Raw genomic sequence first — 18,100 nt, 5'->3', positions numbered from 1 at the left:
GAGAACCTCCTGCTGGCATCGGAGGCGCTCCCCCATCGACCGAGGCGGTGGGAATTGCGCAAACGCCGCGCCTGGTACCTGCGAAATCGCTGCGAACGTCGCAGCCAGCGTCATCGGTTTCTTTCGGGACATAGCGTTTCCTTTGCTAGAATTGCGGCTCAAGCGTCGGCGCTGACGCATCGCGTGCGCAACTTCGCCCGGGCTCGGGGATTTCGTGCACCGGAACATCGGCCCCATTCAGTTGATCGCCGCGATCAGGATGAATTCTAAACCACGCCACATACAGCGCCGGCAGAAACAGCAGCGTCAGCAGCGTGCCGACGATGATGCCGCCCATCATGGCAAACGCCATCGGGCCCCAGAAAATTTCCCGCGCGATTGGAATGAGCGCGAGACTCGCGGCGGCCGCGGTCAGCAGGATCGGCCGCATGCGGTGCTCGGTTGCTTCTACGACCGCAGCCCAGGCGGGCCTGCCTTCTTTCTTGAGGTCCTCGATCTGCACGATCAGGATCACGGAGTTCCGGACCAGGATGCCGATGAGGGCCAGCACGCCGAGGATAGCCACGAAGCCCAGCGGCGCGCCGCTTGGCAGCATGGCCATGACAACGCCGATCAGCGCGAGCGGGGCGACAGCGAACACGAGAAACAGGCGCGAAAAGCTCTGCAGCTGCACCATCAGCACGGTGGCCATGACGAACAGCATCAGCGGCACCACCGCGATGATCGGCCCCTGGCTCTTGGCACTCTCCTCCACCGAGCCGCCGATCTTCACCGAGTATCCCGCGGGCAGCTGCTTCGCAAACTCCGCCACCTCCGGCGCGAGCTGGTCGACGATCGTCTTCGGCTGAACGTTGCTGACGACGGCGGCTTTCAGAGTGATGGTCGGAATCCGCGCGCGGCGCCAGATCGTGGGCTGCTCCAGCTCATAGCGCAGATTGGCGACGGCGCCGAGCGGTACTGATTGGCCGCCGAGCCCTGTCAGTTGCAGGTCGCGCAGCGTGTCGATCGAGGCGCGCTCCGGCGCGGTCGCGCGTCCCGTGACATTGACGAGATAGATGCTGTCACGCACCTGCGTCACCTGCGAGCCCTGGAGGACCGAGTTCAGGGTGGTGGCGATGTCTTCCGAGGTCACGCCGAGCTGGCGCGCCTTGTCCTGGAGCACATCGACCTTGACGACGCGCGCCGGCTCCATCCAGTCGAACACCACGTTGCCGAGATCAGAACTGCTGCGGATGACGGCGGCAAGCTTCTGCGAGAGGTCGCGGACCTCAGCGATGTCAGGACCACTCAGGCGGTACTGCACCGGACGGCCCACGGGAGGACCGACCTCGAGCAGCTTGACGTAGGTGTCGGTGCCAGGGAACGTCTTCCTCAAATAATCCTCGAACCGCGACTTGAGCTTGTCGCGCGCGGCGATGCCGCCTTTGGTCACGATCACGTGCTGGCCGAACCAGGTGTTGGCGCTCTGCACGTCGAACGACAGCACGAAGCGCGGCGCGCCGGTGCCGACATAGGTGGACCAATGCTCGACGGAGTCATTGCCCCGCAACTGCTCGCGCTCGAAGCGCGCCATCTGGGTGTTGGTCTCGGTGATCGAGGCATTCTGCGGCAGGTTCCAATCGATCACGAGCTCGGCACGGTCCGACGAAGGAAAGAACTGCTGCTGCACGAACTGCAAGCCGAACAGGGCGAGCAGGAACGCGCCGGCCGTCACGGCGACAGTGCTCCAGCGGTGATGCATACAGAACAGCAGCAGGCGCGCGAACATCTGCGCGACACGCCCCTTCTGCTCGTGATGTCCCTTCATTTTCGCGGGCAGAATGGTGACGCCGAGCAACGGCGTGAACAAGACGGCCACGATCCAGGAGACGATCAGGGAAACCGCGATCACCACGAACAGGGTGAAGGTGAACTCGCCGGCATTGCTGCTGTTGAGCCCGATCGGGATGAAGCCGGCCACGGTGACCAGCGTTCCCGTCAGCATGGGAAATGCGGTCGACGTATAGACGTGGGTCGCCGCCTTCTCGAGGGGATCGCCGAGCTCGAGCCGCGCCACCATCATTTCGACCGCGATCATGGCGTCGTCGACCAAGAGGCCAAGCGCGATGATCAACGCCCCGAGCGAAATGCGCTGCAGCGAGATGCCGCAATAGGCCATCACGACGAAAGTGATCGCGAGCACGAGCGGAATGGCGATGGCGACGACGAGACCCGCCCGCATGCCCAGGCTCAGGAAGCTGATGCCAAGCACGATAATGACGGCCTCGAACAACGCCTCGGTGAAGCCGGAGACCGCATGTTCGACCACGACGGGCTGGTCGGCGACGAGGTGCACGCCAACGCCGATCGGCAGGTCGGCGATGATCCTGGTCATCTCCTTCTTCAGCGCCTCGCCGAACTGGAGCAGGTTGGCGCCGGACTTCATGCCGATCGCGAGCGCGATTGCCGGCTGACCGTTGTATCTGAACAGGGTTGATGGCGGATCCGCGTAGCCGCGCGTGATGGTCGCGACATCGGTCAACGGGAAGAAGCGATCGTTGATGCGCAGATTAACCGCCTTCAGGCTCGCCTCGGAGGTGAACTGGCCGTTGACGCGGACACTGATCCGCTCCGGCCCCTCCTGGAACACGCCGGAGGGCGCCACCGCGTTCTGGCCCTTCAGCGAATTCATGATGGCGTGAACGTCGAGGCCGAGGGCCGCGACCTTGCGGGTGGAGAATTCGAGGTAGATGACCTCGTCCTGCGCGCCGAGAATGTCGACCTTGCCGACATCGGGCACAGTCAGCACCTTGGCGCGGATGTCCTCGACCTGATCGCGAAGCTGCCGCTGGCTCAGGCCGTCGCTGGTGAAGGCATAGACATTGCCGAAGACGTCGCCGAAGCGGTCGTTGAAGCCGGGGCCGATCACCCCTTGCGGGAAATCGCCCTTGATGTCTGCGATCATGTTGCGGACGCGCACCCAGGTCGGCTTGACGTCTGCCGCCTTGGTCGAATCGCGCAAGTAGACGAAGACGGTGGTCTGGCCCGCGACCGTCACGCTCTTGGTGTAGTCGAGCGATTCCAGCTCCTCCAGCTTCTTTTCGATCCGGTCGGTGACCTGGCGCGTCATCTCCTCGGGCGAGGCGCCCGGCCACTGCGCCCCGATCACCATGGTCTTGATGGTGAAGTCAGGATCCTCCTGTCGTCCTAGCTGGAGATAGGCAAACAGGCCGGCCGCCATGAAGGCGATCATGAAATACCAGACGAGCGACCTGTGGCCGAGCGCCCAGTCGGAGAGGTTGAACGACTTCATGGCTCTTGATCCTGTTGGATGCGGACGTGCTGGCCCGGCTTGAGACTGTGAATTCCGGCGGTGACGACCCGAGTGCCTTCGGCAAGCCCGCCCGTGACACGGATGCCCGCCTGTTCGGCGACACCATCGATCTTCTGCAGCGAAACGGTGCCGGCGGACTGATCGACCACCCAGACGAAATCGGCGCCGTCCCGGGCGAGCACCGCGGATGCGGGCAGGCGCAAGACCTTGCTCTGGTCCTTCCCGAGCTTTGCCGTGACGGTCGCGCCAAGACGGAAGCTTTCGGGCGGGTTGTCGAGCGCAATCCGGACACGTCGCAGCCGCGTCACCGCATCGGCCTGCGGTGCGATTTCGCGGATGCTGCCCTCGACCTGAACCGCGGGAAGGAGCTGCAGGCTGACGGTGAACGGGAGACCGACTTCGAGCGGCGCAGGCAGGTCTTCCCCGATATCGACGACCGCCTCGCGAATGTCCGGCCGCGCGAGCGTCACTACGGTTTGACCGGGCGAGACCACCTGGCCGACTTCCGCGCCGACGGCGGTGACGACGCCCCCGAAGTCGGCCTTGATCTGGGCATAGCCGAGTTGCTCGATCGCCTTGGTCAGGTTCGTCTGCTCCTGCGCGACGCTTGCCTCGGCGCCGGCGCGTGCCTGCTCGGCATTGTCCAGCGTTTGCCTGGTGGTCGCATCGCTGGTGATGAGCGTGCGTTGCCGCTCCTCCGTGGCCTTGGCCGTCGCAAGCTGCGCCTCGGCCTTCGCAAGCTGAGCTTTGGCCGCGCGAACGGCGAGATCGAGTGCGGTGGTATCAATCGTCGCGATGATTTGTCCTTCGCTGACGATGTCGCCAACGTAGACCGGGCGCGAAGTCAGCCGTCCGAGCACGCGAAAACCAAGGTTGGTCTTGTAGCGCGGCTCGACGACGCCGACGGCAACCGTGCTGTCACCACTGTTCGGCTTGGCCACCATTGAGAGCACGGGGCGCACCGGCTCCGGCGCGTTCGTCTCCTGCTGACAGCCGGTGAGCAACGAAGCCGCCGCGAGCGTGCCAGCGATCATCATGACCTGTCGCTTCATGACTGACCTCCCTCCTCAGTGACCGCCTGGCCGACGCTCAGAAGCTTGCCGCCGTCGACGACGACGCGCTCGCCGGGCTCGAGGCCTGCCTTGATCAGCACCTGACCGGCTTCATAAGCGCCGACCGTGACGGGCTTCAGCGACGCTGTCTGCGTTTTCGGATCGACGGTCCAGACGGCAGGCTTCCTGCCCGCAGCCATCAGCGCGCTCCAGGGCAAGGTGATGTCCTTCTGAGCTTTCGTCTTGACAGTTCCGGCGACGGAGCTGCCCAGCGTCATCGCGCCCGGCGGATTTTCGATGGACACCTTGACGCGGATCGTGGAGCTCTTCGCGTCGATCGCCGGTGAGATCTCTCTCACCTCACCCGTCGCAGTCACGCCGGGATGGGAGACCAGCGCCAGCGTGACGCGGCGGCTGTCGGCCTCGCCAAGAAATACGGATTCATAGACCTCAAAGACGGCATCCCGCTCCCCATCTTGGGCAAGCGAGAACACAGGTTGGGCAGCCGGAACGATCTGGCCGACCTCGAGGTTTCGAGCGGTAATGACACCGTCGGCTTCAGCGCGCAGGACGGTATATCCGAGCGCATCCTTGGAGGTGCCCAGTTGGGCCTTGGCGGCTTCCAGCATGCCCTCCGCGGTTCGCAGACCTTCCCGGGCCTGGTCGTACACCGTCCGGGTGGTGAAGCCGCTTGCGATGAGCGCTTTCTGACGTTCGAACGTAGCCTTCGCCACGCGCAGCTGGGCTTCGGCCGAGGCCACTGCCGCGGTCGCGGCATCGACGTCGGCTTGTTGCTCCGCCGGATCGAGACGGGCGAGAACGTCGCCTTTGTTGACGTGAGCACCGACGTCCACGGTGCGGGCAACCACGCGTCCGTTGACGCGGAAAGATAGATCGGCACGGAAGCGCGCCTGGATTTCCCCGGTCAGCGTGAGGGAGGCTTGCCGGTCGCGCGGCTGCACGATCGTGGTCCGGACCAGCGTGGCGCGCGTGGCCGTCTGCGCCGCGCGGTCGTTGCAGCCGCTCAGCGCGACGCCGGCAAGCACGGCGGCCGCGACGAGGGCCTTGGCCGCAGGGAGCGTCCGAAGCGGATCGGTCGGATTGGAAGATTGGGTTGTCATGACGCGTCCGTAGGATGGGAAGGCGACAGCAGCACGCCAAGGACATCGGCGGACTGACAGGGCACGACCAGGTCGCGGTCGTGCTGGCACAGCAATCCCGCAAAGGGGTCAATCGCAGCGGTAGGCCCGCATTGATCGGCCGCTGCGCTGGCGTTGAACGCCGCTTTGTCTGGAGCGGCAGTTCTCGTGCGGCGCGGAATCCTCATCTGGCGCGTCGCGATTGACCGGTTTGGACCCTGTTCGCGCTCGCTGAGCGGAAACGAGAGGACAATCGAGGTGAATTCGGCGCCGAAGCCCTGCTCGATCCGGCCGCCGAGCGCCCTGGCGAGATCTCTCGCTGTTCGCAATTCGCGGTCAGAGACGTCGCGCGCTGGGCGCGAGCCGTTGTCCAGGACGACGCAATTCACCAGGGTGCCGACGCGCGTCAGCTTGACCTTGATCTGCCCGGCCCGCGCATCGAAGCAGGCGTGCTGTGCCGCGTGCATCACGAGTTCATGGACGATCAGCCCCAGGTGCCAGCAGCGCTCCGGCTGAAGCGCGAGACAGTGGGTCGCTAAGGCCAGTTGAATGTTCATCCGGTCCAGCAGCGCCCGGCGCATGCCACGTCCCAGTTTGCCAATGTAGGTGGCGGCGTGAATCAGCGTATCTCCCGCAGGCATCGCCAGAGCGCGATGCACGTCGGCATAACCGTGCAGCAGTTCCACGACATCGCTGAGTGCGCTTTTGGCTTCCTTCCCCTCAACCCGTATGGCGGCGGCGGAGACAAGATCGATGGCGAAGGCAACCCCGTTGGTGACCCTGTGGTGCAGTTCGCGCAACAGAACGCGCTCCGGCAAGCCGGACGGGTCTGGGCTCAAGACAGTCACGACACTCTCCTCATTTCGCTCGGACGATTGGGCTCGAACGCCCCACTCTGCGAGCCTGATCGCCGCAGGAGCATTGCCAGGCCCGCAAGCCGCTTTAATAAACTATACCGTATATTTTCTTTTTATTGCCTTTCTTCGCGGCCCGTGTCAAGTGGGAAAGCGACGCGCACAGACTCGTGATTTTGGAGGTTCGAGAATGAAGAAGACGAAGCGAGGCAGACCGCCCAAGGATCTTGCCGGCGACGCGCCGGCGCGAATTCTCGATGCAGCCCAGCAACTGTTTCTCGAAAAAGGCTTCCGCAGCGCAAGCATCGACGACATTTCCGAACTTGCTCCCGCGAGCAAGCCGACCATCTATGCTCATTTCCCCGGCAAAGAAGCACTGTTTGCGGCCGTGGTGGCTCGCAGCATCGACGGGCTGACGGATTTTGAAGGCTTCTCGCCCGAAGGCCGCACCATCGAGGACAAGTTGATGAGCCTTGGAACAGCCCTTATCGACAGGGTTATCGAGGAGTCGCTCGGCATGGTGCGCGCGACGATCGCCGAATCTCAGCGGTTTCCCGAACTAAGCCGCAACGTCCACGACGCCGCGCGCGATCGCGCCCTCGCTGCGGTGTCGCAGTTGCTGGATAACGCCACGCAGAAGCTCGCCCGTTCACCAAGGGGACCGTTCAGCGCCAAACGAAGCCGCGCCACGGCGCAGATCTTCCTCGACCTGATCCTGCTGCCGATGCTGTTTCGCTCCCTCATCGGCGAAACGCCGAAAGACCTGAAGAAGGAGCTTCCCGGGTTCGTGCGCGAACGGGTCGGCTTCTTCCTGGCGGCGTGCGAGTCGGATTGGTAGCACTAGTTGCAGGCTTGCCGTCTGATCGCGGGGCGCCGGAGCCGATCCGTCAGCGGCCTACCGTCAGTTCCAGCTGCGATGCCATATCGAGCGCTTGCACCGACGGCGTGCGGCGCAACGCACCCGTACAGAAACTCAACATTTCCTCGAAGCTTGGCCGAAGCCTCGTCACACCGGTCCGCGAGGGATTGAGGTAGATGTCCATGGCTTCCAGAAGGCAGCAGGTTAATACCATCGGACTGCCGCTCCGCAATTCCCCATTGTCTTGCCCGGTGCCGATAACTGGTCGGACCAGCCCTCTGATCTGGTCTTGGTAGACGAGGACGACGGACCAATTCTGCCGAAAGGCCAACGCCACAAGGTCCTGCAGTCTCCGGTCCTTTGCAGGTCGACCTTCGTTACATTCGGCAATCGCTTTCAGGATTGTGGTCAGGCGCCGCAGCGCCGACCCGCCGCTGCGCCCCGCCTCGGCTGCCGCGCTCAGGATGTCGTCGAGCACTTCTCCTACGACGGCCTCCTCGATCGCCCGCTTTGAGTGAAAGAAGCGATAGACGTTGGCTGAGGACATCGACAAGCTCCGCGCGATGTCGGCCACGGTGGTCTTGTTGTGACCGATCTGACAATAGAGAGCATTGGCTGCCTGCACGATTCTGCGGCGCCCGTCCGCATTCCTGGTCCGGTCGTCAATCTGCTGGCGCATCATGTTTCTTACCGCGTCGGAGGGTTCATCAGTTCGCAGCGGCAGGCCTCGCCGAAATCGCGCAATGGGTCTATTTCCTCAATGAAGTTTGGCAGATCGACAAACGTGCGATTTGGCGACAGGTAGGTTTCGATGATCAGACGCCCGGTGCGCTCGGCGGCCTGAACGACCTCGTTGCTCGAGAGAATCCGCATTCGTCCCACCAGCGTATAGAGACTCACGAGCTGCGGAATTTCTGCCTGATCATTGATCAGGGCCTCGGCGTAGAGCCGTGATGCCTCCTCGATGAAGCTGCGATACAGCCGCTCACGCTTCGAGAACGAGCGGGCGTGATGACGCTCACGCGATCTCCGTCGTCGGCTGAACCATCCACTCACGATGGTCGAGACCGATCCGAAGGCAGAGCCGCCGAAGGCGGCTAAAGCCGGTATGTACATGGTACTCATGATGTCGCTCCTGTTTCCAAAAAGTTTGATGCAATCAACGCGGATCTGATTTCGCCCATGCGAAGCTGCTTCTATTTGGCCCTGTCTGATCCGGTGCTCGCCTGCTCGAACAGTGTTTTGCACGCTTCGCTTAGATCCGACTTTCTGAGCCGCAGACACGCTTCTACTCCCGACGGATCGGGAATGTAGACACTGCACAGACGGAAGGCGTCGGGCGCACAGGCGGCCCTTTGCTCCGGAGTGCCGCGGTTCTCCTGGGCGGACGCGGCTGCGCTCGCAGCCGCGGCCCCTGCGCCGATGAACAGCGCCAGCGTCAATCTCATCATGTCGAATCCTTTCACCGCCTGAAGCTTCTGGTTCGCCGGAGCGGAGCCTCGCTTGCCGTAACGCGCTTGTGAGGCCCTTGCCTTGACATCAACCGTGAAGCATGGTTTATATGAAATATACGGTATAGTTTATTAATGAGGCCGAAAATGTCAACTCTTCTGTTCGCAGGGATGCGCGAAAACCCCTTACCAGGGCTCGCCGCGGCGTCGCTGAACGTTGTCCTCGCTTTGTGTCTCGTGGCCCTGAGCCTGGTGCTTGGCATCACGATCTCGATGGTCGCCTGGGTCCATACCCTCGGCGCCCGTCGGCTCGGTACCGTCAGGCTCCGCCAGGAACGGAGGACATCCGCATGACCCCGGCTCTGCTGATCGCCCGGAACAGCATCATTTACTGGGTCAATGTCTGGCTTGCGCCGCTTGAATGCATGTTCGACATGATCGAGTCCGAATTGGCGCGCAGAGGCGTTGCGCCCGACGAAATCGACTATGTCCCGCACACGGCGTGAGACAACGTCCGGGGACCTCGCGTGCTGAACTTCCCCGAAATCTCGAAACTGCAAACGGCATCGCGCCTTTTTGGAGTATCTGACAATGAGACCGACTCGTTCCGCTGCCAGGAGACCCTTGCCGTGAACCGACGATCCCTCGAGTTCACGCGCGCGAGCCGTTCGGCTGATCACGGCCTTCCCTTGCGCGGCTATTTTCTCACGGTCGGCAGCGTACTGGCGTACTTGCTTATGGCGACCGGCTGGGTGCTGCCGGCGCAGCTGCCGAACCGCTTTGCAGAACCGGATCCTGTACGGCCTTCAATTCGTATCCACTCCGGCCTCAAGGGACCGGAGCGCGTCGTGATCGATACCAATCAGCGCCTGCCGGCATCCGCTGACAAGGAGATCGCCGCAGCCACGTCGCGGCCGGACCATGCACCCGACGCGAGCACGGGCTCGGATGCGCCAACCGATGAAGACGAGGTTTCTCCCGTGACGTTGCCCCCAGGGGTGCGCAACAGTCTTGCACAGTCGGCGGTCGAGGACATCTCCCGAAATTTTATTGCATTGGCTTCGCCGGAGATAACCCACAAGCTTTCTCACCTCTCTGCTGAGAAACGACATCGAGCCGCGCGGCGCGCGACACCGCATGGCCGTTGCGACTCGGCACCCCACAGCTCTTGCAGCGATACGTTCGCTCTCACTCGCCTTTGGTAGGCGATCGACAATTTAAACGAGGTTCACCAATGTCGAAGAAGCATTTGTTTGCCCTGATTGTATGGTCCGCCGCGCTCACGGCGACCGGCGCCGTTGCCGACGTGGCACAAAATCCTGCGGACGCGGACAGGCCGAGCGCGGCGGCGCAAAGCGAAGCCGAGGACGCTGCGATCCGGCGCGTGCTCACCGAATTCCGCACCATACGAGTCCCGCTCAGCCGGGCAATGGAGATCGCCGAGCGCCTGCATGACGGCTCGAAGACTGCCGACATCAGCTTTGAACTCGCCAACCCGCCCGTCTACCGCGTTCGCACCATGAGAAATGGAAACGTGTGGGAGAACGCCATCGATGCAAATACCGGAAGCGTCACGGGCAAGGAGCTGGCGTCTTCCCTGAAGGAACTCGATCGGGACGATCTCGCCAAGATGACTGCCTTGAAATGGAGCAAGCAGGAAATGTCGGATGCGGTGCAGGTCGCCGAGAGAGCTGCGGCCGGCAGTGCGCTCGCCGGAGGTCTCGTGAGACAAGAAGGCAAACTGAATTTCGTGGTCGTCGTCGCCTCCGGGGACCATTTGAAAGAAGTGATGCTCGAGCCGCCCAAAGTCGGAAAGCAGAGCGCAAGCCAGCGCTGAAACATGTGTTCACATCGCAAAAACTCAAGAGCAACCGCACCATGAACTTCCAGCCTCGATCCGAGCTCTTTTCCGCGCAACGACGGCTTCCGTTTGATTGCATCGCGCTGCTGTTGCAAGGCGGCGGCGCGCTCGGCGCCTATCAGGCGGGCGTGTACGAAGCCTTGGCCGAAGCCAGCATTCATCCCGATTGGGTCGCCGGCATTTCGATCGGAGCCATCAACGCCGCCATCATCGCGGGCAACCCGCCTGAGTCCCGTGTCGAGCGCCTGCGCGACTTCTGGACCCAGGTCACTTCAACGGCGCCATGGGACTTATCCGGAACACCTTTCCTTGATTGGGCGAAGAGCGACAACACGCGCAACCTCATCAATCAAGTGAGCGCCGGCCTGGCGGCGACGTGCGGCGCAACCGGATTTTTCTCCGCCCGTCCCATCCCGCCCTGGCTGCAGCTCGGCGGAGCCAACGATGCAACCAGCATTTATGACACGCGCGCGCTCAAGACCACGCTGGAGCGCCTGGTCGACTTCGATCGTCTCAATGCCGGAACGACGCGCTTCAGCGCGGGCGCGGTCAACGTGCGAACCGGGAATTTCGTCTATTTCGACAACACCATCCATACGATCCGGCCCGAGCATATCATGGCGAGCGGCGCGCTGCCGCCGGGCTTCCCGGCCGTGGAAATCGAGGGGGAGCACTATTGGGACGGCGGTCTCGTCTCCAATACGCCGCTGCAATGGGTGATCGAATCAGATGCCCCGCAGGACATGCTTGCGTTCCAGGTCGACCTCTGGAGCGCACGCGGTCAACTTCCACGCAACATGGCTGAGGTCGTCACGCGGCACAAGGAGATCCAGTATTCCAGCCGCACCCGCGCCAGTACCGACCAATTCAAGCGCGTGCAGCGCCTGCGGCGGGCACTCACGGATCTGCTTGGCCGACTGCCTGACGATCTCAGCCAGCACGAGAACGTAAAAATCCTCAGCACGGCAGTGTCGCGCAACGTCTACAACATCGTCCATCTGATCTATCGCGCTCGCAATCACGAGGGGCATTCCAAGGATTACGAGTTCTCGCGCCTTTCGATGCAGGACCACTGGCAGGCTGGCTACCACGACGCGCTGCGCACACTGCGCCATCCCGAGGTGCTCGCGCGGCCTTCGAGCCCCGACGGGGTCTTCACGTTTGATCTCGAACAAGACGGCCGCGAGTAGGCCCACCCCCAACCGCCTGGAGAGCACAAATGCGCGAGATTGACGTGAAACAACGAGCCTTTGCGATGCCGCTGACCAACCCGGCCTATCCGCCCGGGCCGTACCGGTTCGTCGATCGCGAATACCTGATCATCACCTATCGCACCGATCCGGCCAAGCTCCAGGCCGTGGTCCCGGAGCCGCTTGAGGTCGACGTGCGAGAAGCTCTGGTCAAATATGAATTCATTCGCATGCCGGACTCGAACGGCTTTGGCGATTACACGGAAAGCGGACAGGTCATCCCCGTCTCCTTCCGCGGACGCAAGGGCGGCTATACGCATTGCATGTTCCTCAACGACGAAGGCCCCATTGCGGGCGGGCGCGAGCTATGGGGCTTTCCGAAGAAGCTCGCCCAGCCGACATTGCGGACCGAGATCGACACATTGATCGGCACGCTGGATTACGGCCCGCTCCGGGTTGCGACCGGGACGATGGGCTACAAGCACCGCGCGGCCGACCCGTCGAAAATCAAGGCGGCTCTGAACGAGCCCAACTTCCTGCTCAAGATCATCCCGCACGTCGACGGCAGTCCCCGCATCTGTGAGCTCGTCGAATACCATCTTGAGGACATCGTGCTGAAGGGTGCCTGGACCGGACCCGCAGCCCTCGCCTTGACACCGCATGCCTTGGCCCCCGTTGCCGACCTGCCGGTCCTGGAGATCGTCTCTGCCGTCCACATCCGCGCCGACCTTACGCTCGGCCTCGGGACAGTGCTGCACGATTATCTGCAACGGCCGGCTCGCGGCTCGATCCGAGCTGGTGAGAAAGCCCTGGTCTTGTAGATCCAACTGGGCGTCGCGATCTCCGGCCAGCACCCATCGCATTCGCATTTGTAAGAAGAAAATGTACGAGATGGGAATTCTCAACGGAAGGACAGCTGTCGTCACCGGCTCGACCAGCGGCATTGGCCGATGGGTGGGGGCTGGACCGTCGCCTAGCCAGCCCAATTGACGGCCCCGCGGATGTCGGCGCCGAGTTGAGCGCCCAATTGGTCCGACCCGTCACCGATCTCTGGGAGCGGCGCAATGGCTATGCTCTCTGCACGCGCCAGGGCCTGGACCTGATCACGGATCATCTGCGCGCCATGGGCCCCGGACTGGCTGATGCGCTTGCCGGCAAGCTGCGCATCGGCATTCATCGCGACGTCGAGGTGACGGATGCGCCGAGCGCACCAAGGCCTGTAGTGAGCCAGGCTTTCTGCTCAGCGTTGCCCGTCGCGTACGGCAGTGCGCCGCAGCAGCACTGGTCAGCATTCGCGCAGTTGGTACTCGATGCCGCCTATGAGGCAACGATGCTTGAGGCAGTGATCAACTGCCGGCGCGGGGCATCGAACATTCTGTTGCTCACTTCACTTGGCGGCGGGGCGTTCGGCAACGCGCCCGTGTGGATTCACAGTGCCATCAGGCGCGCTGTGATGAAGGTCCAGCGCTTCGATCTGGATGTGCGGCTGATAAGCTATGGACGGCCATCGGTTCAGACACGCGAGCTGGTGAAGGAACTGGCTTGGTGTGTTGGAGTGTACCTGGGATCGCCTCGACCAAGTGGTAGAGAGGGATGGATTCGCGGTAAACGCGAAATTGTGTATCAATTACTTACGAAATTCACTCTCGCTCCCGTTCGAGACTAGAGCGATCTAGCCTGGACGACGATTTCGTGCCGGCTACCAGTCAGTCGAACCAACGTCGTCGCTCGACCTTGGCAGAGCAAAACGATCTTGTCTCGAACGTTGATCTTGTTGGCTTAAGCAGCGACCTACGGTTTAGGAAACCGCTTTCGAACCATTGATATCAAGGCGCTAGGGCCGCCGTGTTGCAAATGTGTTGCGTGCACATCGGCAACAGGCGAGACGAACACCAGATTCGTAGTCTGGGCGGGTACATCGAAAGCGTTGAGGTTTGCTACCGTAAGTGGCCGTACGCTCATCTCGAGGCCCGAAAACGAAGACGTTTTTCAGGGGACACCGTTACCGGGAAAGCATAGGTCCATGTCGCCACTTTCATCTCTCGTCCGCGTCAACTGCCTCTGCCGGACCACATCACCGGCCGCGCAACCACAAGCGCTGCGAGTGCCGCTGGCAGCGACCAAGCCCATTCGCCCATCGTGGAAATCGCCATAGCGGCAATGATGCATCCCAACAGAAAGCCAAACAGAAGATACAGCGATCGTCTCAATCGACCGTCGTCGGCACTCATCAGCGGGTGGCCGAGCGATATCGCGTCCATGATCGAAAGAACGGTATTCGTAAGATTGCCGGTCATGACGGCCGTAGAGATTGCTTTGGGCAACGCCAGGCGGAGCAGTGCGTACTGACACGCCATGGCGGTGACTGCTATGAGGCCGGCGATAAGGGCAAGCATCCCGTGGGGATTGCTCGAGGGTTTGGCAGAGACGCAGAATACCAGCACCGCCGCAAGCAGCAGGGATTGCAAGACCAGCAGCAGCCGTACAAGGGAGGATCCCCTTCGCCTGGAGAATTCCGCAATGAGCCAAACCAGCGCCAGGGCGATCATGAAGACCGGGATCGCCAGCAATTGAGCCAGATTCACATGGCCTCCGCGCACCACTAGCGCGCTCGCGACCACGAGGTTGCCGGTGATGTGCGCCGTGAAGATATTGCCCAGCATGAAGAACCCGGTCAGATCGACCATGCCTGCGATGACGCTGAGCACCGGCGGCAATTGCTCCTCCATCCGGAGCAAGACGGCCTGTTCATCGGACGGCGCGATCGAATTACTCGCTACCTCCGAGTTTCGCGCGTATATGAGCATCTTCAACTCCTTCGAGCGCGCCAGTCCCCAAAACGGTCGATCGCCATTTTCGGCACGATCAAGCCGAGACTCATGGCCAGTATGACCGCGACCGCCGTGACACCGTCGGCGATTGTGGCGCCGACAAGCTCCGATGTCGCTTGCGCCGTGTCGGCGATCTGCATCAGCCCGCTCATCATCCTGAAGACGTAGACGCCAGGTATCATCGAGACCACGGAAGCGAAGCCGATGGCCGCGAACGGCAAGTGGTAACGACGCGATACCGGCGTGAGCAGCAAGCCCACGACGACGCAAGCCACCAGAGCCCCGGTTGCCGCGCCGGCCCCAAGGTCGGTCATGGCAACCCAGCGCGACGCATGCGCCAGCATGCCGACCGCGACGGGCCATGGCAGCATGCGCGGAGGTGTCGAGAAGAAGACGCTGTAACAAGCCACCGCCACCCCGGCCGCGATGACGTCGAGCCAGAGCGGCACCCCTTGACCGGGCGGATCGATGGGCAGCGATGCGCCCGTCAGCACGAGGCCCAAGAGCAATCCGGTCGAGATCGCGACCACGATGAGGCCGGCATATATCAGGCGTGCGCTCCCCAGATGAATCCGCCCGGCGACCAGGTCGAGCGTGCCGTTGAGAATGTGCGGCCCCGGAACCAGCACCATGCAGGGGCACACTACGACGAGCCGCAACGCGGTGCTCAACTGATAGCGGATTGCAAGCCCGCCGATCAGACCAGCAAGCAGCGCGGCGCAGAACGGCTGAAGGAGGATATTTGTGCTCACTCGGGCAATGGCTCGGCGAAGGAATGCGCCGGCACCGGAGCTCAGGAAGATCAATAGCGCGGTTAGTTCGTGCTGGATGCCGAAGATGATCGCGAGCGCGACTGCGCCAGCGGCTGCGGCCAGAGCGAAAAGCCAGGCGGGCGCGGGCGGCGCCTTGGCGACGGCCTCGATCCGTTTGCTCGCTTGCTCCGGCAAAAGCCGGCCTGTCTCGATGTCGGCGACCGTCTGCATCGTGGAAATGACGCGATCCATATCAACCCCGACCGGATCCGCCTCGACGGAGGTGATCTGCGGCGCCCCGTCGTTCTCCGAACTCAATTGGAGTTCGCCCCAACGTGGTAGCAGTTCCGCTTTCAGACCGAGCTTGCTGGTGAGCCGTCGGATAGCGGCGACGATCTGATCGGTTGCCTGGCCGTTCACGAAGAGAACTCTCGCGAAGGCAAGGCTCAGTTCGGAACGCTCTTCGGTCATGGCCCCAGCTCCAGAGGGCTGGCATACGGGACCGCGAGGGCCGAGGTCGAGACCCGGCCCTCGCAGCAGAACAGGCGTTTACGCGGCCGTGGAGGTCGCGGCGCTGGCTACATAGGGCTCAACCATCTTGGCCGGATCCACGACGCGGTTGAACTCGTCCTCGCTGACGAAACCGAGCTCGAGCGCGGCTTCCTTGAGCGTGAGATCGTTGTCCATCGCGTAGTGCGCAATCTTCGAGGCCTTGTCGTAGCCGATCACGGGTGACAGCGCCGTTACCAGCATCAAAGAGCGGTCGACATACTCGTTGATCCTCTTCAGGTTTGGCTTGGTCCCTTCCACCAGGAACTTGCGGAAATTGACGCAGCCGTCGCTCAGGATCGTGATCGAATGCGTGATGTTGAAGATCATCAGCGGCTTGTAGACGTTCATTTCGAGGTAACCGCCCGCCCCACCGAATCCGACCGCCACATCGTTGGCCATCACCTGGACGGAGATCATGGTCAGCGCCTCGCACTGGGTGGGATTGACCTTGCCAGGCATGATCGAGGAGCCCGGCTCATTTTCCGGTATCGACAGCTCGGCGAAGCCCGCGCGAGGCCCGCAGGACATCAGCCGAATATCGTTGGCAATCTTGTAGAGCGAGACCGCAAGCGTGCGCATCGTACCCGACAATTGCACCAGCGCGTCGTGAGCGCCTTGGACGGTGAATTTGTTCGGCGCGGTCACGAATGGCAGGCCGGTGAGCTTGGCGATTTCGGCCGCGGCCGCTTCGGCGAAGCCCGGCGCCGAGTTGATGCCGGTGCCGACCGCAGTGCCGCCGAGCGCCAGCCGATAGACGCCCTGCAGCGCCGCTTCTATCCGTTCCAGGTCGTCCGACAGCATGCCGGCGTAGCCCGACCATTCCTGGCCCAGCGTCAGCGGGGTCGCGTCCTGCATATGCGTGCGGCCGATCTTGACGATGTTGTCCCATTCTTTCGATTTGGCGGCGATGGCATCGCGCAATTCCCTTACCGCCGGAATCAACCGTTGTTTGACGTTCACCCCGGCCGCGATGTTCATCGTCGAGGGAAACGAGTCATTCGACGATTGTGCCATATTCACGTGATCGTTGGGATGAACCGGCCTATGGCTGCCGAGGGCCGTGCCGGCCAACTGGCTGCAGCGGTTCGAAATCACCTCGTTGACGTTCATGTTGAATTGCGTACCGCTGCCCGTCATCCACACATGCAGCGGGAACATGTCATGGTGCTGACCGGCCAGGATTTCGTCGCAGGTCTGGACGATCAGTTTATATCGCGTATCGTCCAGCCGCCCGCTCGCAAGGTTTGCCGCCGCCGCGCCCTTCTTCAGGATCGCGTATCCCGTGATCATTTCGCGGGGTATCAGATCGGTACCGATGCTGAAATGCTCGAGAGAGCGCTGGGTTTGCGCTCCCCACAGTTTGTCTGCAGCCACCTCGACCACGCCGAGGCTGTCACTTTCCTTGCGAGAATCGGTCATGTGCGCTCCTTGCTTCTGATTTGCTACAGATGTAGAGGGCCAATTGACTGCCCATCAGGTCCACCGATGTCCATGACCGGTCGGCGAAGGCTTGCGAACTTCCTGCGTCAGTTTTCGTGTCCGATCCCGCCCTTGATCAGACGGTGTTCTATCGAGACGCTGGGCTTAAGGTGCGACGCGCCGTTCAAGGATCAATTCGGACAGGGTTGCCCGGCGGCTCCCCACAGGGCCATGTCTTTGACGTGATCCTCGAAGGTGCCCGGAGGCGTCGTGCGGCCTGCTCCGGGCTCCCACCCCCGAGGGATGAAGCCGCTCAACGACGCATCGTGCCGTAGGTGATTCAGGAGGCCGACTGCGTCGCGTCCGCCGTTACGTTTGGGATCCTTCAGCTGCGCGCAGATTTCGGCGCCGCTCTTGCCGAACCAGATGAAGTCGACCGGAGCAAGCTGCCAATCGATGCCAGCGCGCGGCGGTTCCGGTGCCGGATCGTTCGCCTGTGTGGACGTCATGTGACAGGTCGAGCAGCGGATCGCCTCGGCCCCGATGCGACTCTCTCCGCCATGAATGTTCATGCCATGCACCCGAGGCTTGGTTTCGCCCGCCGGCGTCCATATCGGGATCGCCTTGGCGTCGACGTGGCAGTTGGCGCAGCGTGGATGCGTCACGACGGCCTCAATCCGCTTCCAGGCCTCCAACCCCTCGGCGTGGCTGACGCTGCCCGGCGGCAGCGCGTCCTTGGCGGCCTCGTCCTTGGCCGCGACGATCCCCGCAAAGGTCGCAATCGACGAAGCCGCGATCACCGCCGCGATCAAAGAACTCTTCATGGA

The 18,100-nt window shown here is 62.5% G+C and carries 18 protein-coding genes; 7 read left to right on the top strand and 11 right to left on the bottom strand.

The window, feature by feature from the left end:
* Positions 1-145: 145 nt before the first annotated feature.
* Genes CI41S_RS01775 through CI41S_RS01760 form a run of 4 tightly spaced genes read right to left on the bottom strand, consistent with a single transcriptional unit; the run spans position 146 to position 6,352 of the window.
* On the bottom strand, positions 146-3,292 hold the full coding sequence (locus CI41S_RS01775; protein ID WP_172627882.1) for an efflux RND transporter permease subunit: 3,147 nt from the start codon (positions 3,290-3,292) through the stop codon (positions 146-148).
* The gene (locus tag CI41S_RS01770; RefSeq protein WP_139857149.1) at positions 3,289-4,365 is read right to left on the bottom strand and encodes an efflux RND transporter periplasmic adaptor subunit; all 1,077 of its coding nucleotides are present in this window, start codon (positions 4,363-4,365) and stop codon (positions 3,289-3,291) included. The genes CI41S_RS01775 and CI41S_RS01770 overlap by 4 nt, the downstream gene beginning before the upstream one ends.
* A complete protein-coding gene (locus CI41S_RS01765; RefSeq protein WP_139857148.1) occupies positions 4,362-5,486 on the bottom strand; it encodes an efflux RND transporter periplasmic adaptor subunit in 1,125 nt (374 codons plus the stop codon). The genes CI41S_RS01770 and CI41S_RS01765 overlap by 4 nt, the downstream gene beginning before the upstream one ends.
* On the bottom strand, positions 5,483-6,352 hold the full coding sequence (locus CI41S_RS01760; protein ID WP_244626383.1) for a histidine kinase dimerization/phosphoacceptor domain -containing protein: 870 nt from the start codon (positions 6,350-6,352) through the stop codon (positions 5,483-5,485). The genes CI41S_RS01765 and CI41S_RS01760 overlap by 4 nt, the downstream gene beginning before the upstream one ends.
* Before the next feature lie 196 nt (positions 6,353-6,548).
* Between CI41S_RS01760 and CI41S_RS01755 the strand changes: the two genes are divergently transcribed.
* Entirely contained in the window at positions 6,549-7,196 is a 648-nt protein-coding gene (locus CI41S_RS01755; RefSeq protein ID WP_139857147.1) for a TetR/AcrR family transcriptional regulator, read from the top strand.
* A 49-nt stretch (positions 7,197-7,245) separates the two neighbouring features.
* On the opposite strand, the gene CI41S_RS01750 is transcribed toward CI41S_RS01755, so the two are convergent.
* The 3 genes from CI41S_RS01750 to CI41S_RS01740 form a co-directional block, all read right to left on the bottom strand.
* A complete protein-coding gene (locus CI41S_RS01750) occupies positions 7,246-7,896 on the bottom strand; it encodes a TetR/AcrR family transcriptional regulator (protein WP_139858528.1) in 651 nt (216 codons plus the stop codon).
* 8 nt (positions 7,897-7,904) lie between these two features.
* Complete coding sequence (locus tag CI41S_RS01745; protein WP_172627881.1) at positions 7,905-8,342, bottom strand: hypothetical protein; 438 nt, start codon at positions 8,340-8,342, stop codon at positions 7,905-7,907.
* A 71-nt stretch (positions 8,343-8,413) separates the two neighbouring features.
* The gene (locus CI41S_RS01740; RefSeq protein ID WP_244626382.1) at positions 8,414-8,665 is read right to left on the bottom strand and encodes a hypothetical protein; all 252 of its coding nucleotides are present in this window, start codon (positions 8,663-8,665) and stop codon (positions 8,414-8,416) included.
* Positions 8,666-9,018: 353 nt separating this feature from the next.
* On the opposite strand from CI41S_RS01740, the gene CI41S_RS43250 reads away from it, so the two are divergent.
* The 6 genes from CI41S_RS43250 (at position 9,019) to CI41S_RS01710 (ending at position 13,385) form a co-directional block, all read left to right on the top strand.
* Positions 9,019-9,174, top strand: a complete 156-nt coding sequence (locus CI41S_RS43250) for a hypothetical protein (protein ID WP_172627880.1) — start codon at positions 9,019-9,021, stop codon at positions 9,172-9,174.
* A 21-nt stretch (positions 9,175-9,195) separates the two neighbouring features.
* Positions 9,196-9,873, top strand: coding sequence for a hypothetical protein (locus CI41S_RS01730; RefSeq protein ID WP_139857145.1), 678 nt, complete (start codon positions 9,196-9,198; stop codon positions 9,871-9,873).
* Positions 9,874-9,902: 29 nt separating this feature from the next.
* Positions 9,903-10,505, top strand: a complete 603-nt coding sequence (locus tag CI41S_RS01725) for a PepSY domain-containing protein (RefSeq protein ID WP_139857144.1) — start codon at positions 9,903-9,905, stop codon at positions 10,503-10,505.
* Positions 10,506-10,546: 41 nt separating this feature from the next.
* Entirely contained in the window at positions 10,547-11,719 is a 1,173-nt protein-coding gene (locus CI41S_RS01720; protein ID WP_139857143.1) for a DUF3734 domain-containing protein, read from the top strand.
* A gap of 29 nt (positions 11,720-11,748) precedes the next feature.
* Positions 11,749-12,540 (top strand): acetoacetate decarboxylase, encoded by a 792-nt coding sequence (locus tag CI41S_RS01715; RefSeq protein WP_139857142.1) that lies wholly within the window; start codon positions 11,749-11,751, stop codon positions 12,538-12,540.
* Positions 12,541-12,746: 206 nt separating this feature from the next.
* Positions 12,747-13,385, top strand: coding sequence for a hypothetical protein (locus tag CI41S_RS01710; protein WP_139857141.1), 639 nt, complete (start codon positions 12,747-12,749; stop codon positions 13,383-13,385).
* Positions 13,386-13,770: 385 nt separating this feature from the next.
* On the opposite strand, the gene CI41S_RS01705 is transcribed toward CI41S_RS01710, so the two are convergent.
* From CI41S_RS01705 to CI41S_RS01690, 4 genes are all read right to left on the bottom strand, one after another.
* Entirely contained in the window at positions 13,771-14,526 is a 756-nt protein-coding gene (locus tag CI41S_RS01705; RefSeq protein ID WP_139857140.1) for a DUF1275 family protein, read from the bottom strand.
* Positions 14,527-14,528: 2 nt separating this feature from the next.
* On the bottom strand, positions 14,529-15,773 hold the full coding sequence (locus CI41S_RS01700) for a threonine/serine exporter family protein (RefSeq protein ID WP_139857139.1): 1,245 nt from the start codon (positions 15,771-15,773) through the stop codon (positions 14,529-14,531).
* Between the two features lie 78 nt (positions 15,774-15,851).
* Complete coding sequence (gene fumC / locus CI41S_RS01695) at positions 15,852-17,273, bottom strand: class II fumarate hydratase (protein WP_139857138.1); 1,422 nt, start codon at positions 17,271-17,273, stop codon at positions 15,852-15,854.
* A gap of 191 nt (positions 17,274-17,464) precedes the next feature.
* Positions 17,465-18,085, bottom strand: coding sequence for a hypothetical protein (locus tag CI41S_RS01690; RefSeq protein WP_244626381.1), 621 nt, complete (start codon positions 18,083-18,085; stop codon positions 17,465-17,467).
* Positions 18,086-18,100: the final 15 nt, after the last annotated feature.

Source organism: Bradyrhizobium ivorense, from assembly GCF_900696085.1.
Classification (GTDB): Bacteria; Pseudomonadota; Alphaproteobacteria; order Rhizobiales; family Xanthobacteraceae; genus Bradyrhizobium; species Bradyrhizobium ivorense.
The sequence above is the reverse complement of the archived record's forward strand: the minus strand, read 5'-3'. Positions and strand labels throughout refer to the sequence as shown.

Coding starts and splice junctions, on each gene's coding strand:
- CI41S_RS01700 (WP_139857139.1), bottom strand. CDS start 15,773: ATGACCGAAGAGCGTTCCGAACTGAGCCTTGCCTTCGCGAGAGTTCTC.
- CI41S_RS01740 (WP_244626382.1), bottom strand. CDS start 8,665: ATGAGATTGACGCTGGCGCTGTTCATCGGCGCAGGGGCCGCGGCTGCG.
- CI41S_RS01715 (WP_139857142.1), top strand. CDS start 11,749: ATGCGCGAGATTGACGTGAAACAACGAGCCTTTGCGATGCCGCTGACC.
- CI41S_RS01750 (WP_139858528.1), bottom strand. CDS start 7,896: ATGCGCCAGCAGATTGACGACCGGACCAGGAATGCGGACGGGCGCCGC.
- CI41S_RS01725 (WP_139857144.1), top strand. CDS start 9,903: ATGTCGAAGAAGCATTTGTTTGCCCTGATTGTATGGTCCGCCGCGCTC.
- CI41S_RS43250 (WP_172627880.1), top strand. CDS start 9,019: ATGACCCCGGCTCTGCTGATCGCCCGGAACAGCATCATTTACTGGGTC.
- CI41S_RS01755 (WP_139857147.1), top strand. CDS start 6,549: ATGAAGAAGACGAAGCGAGGCAGACCGCCCAAGGATCTTGCCGGCGAC.
- CI41S_RS01720 (WP_139857143.1), top strand. CDS start 10,547: ATGAACTTCCAGCCTCGATCCGAGCTCTTTTCCGCGCAACGACGGCTT.
- CI41S_RS01765 (WP_139857148.1), bottom strand. CDS start 5,486: ATGACAACCCAATCTTCCAATCCGACCGATCCGCTTCGGACGCTCCCT.
- fumC (WP_139857138.1), bottom strand. CDS start 17,273: ATGACCGATTCTCGCAAGGAAAGTGACAGCCTCGGCGTGGTCGAGGTG.
- CI41S_RS01775 (WP_172627882.1), bottom strand. CDS start 3,292: ATGAAGTCGTTCAACCTCTCCGACTGGGCGCTCGGCCACAGGTCGCTC.
- CI41S_RS01745 (WP_172627881.1), bottom strand. CDS start 8,342: ATGAGTACCATGTACATACCGGCTTTAGCCGCCTTCGGCGGCTCTGCC.
- CI41S_RS01770 (WP_139857149.1), bottom strand. CDS start 4,365: ATGAAGCGACAGGTCATGATGATCGCTGGCACGCTCGCGGCGGCTTCG.
- CI41S_RS01705 (WP_139857140.1), bottom strand. CDS start 14,526: ATGCTCATATACGCGCGAAACTCGGAGGTAGCGAGTAATTCGATCGCG.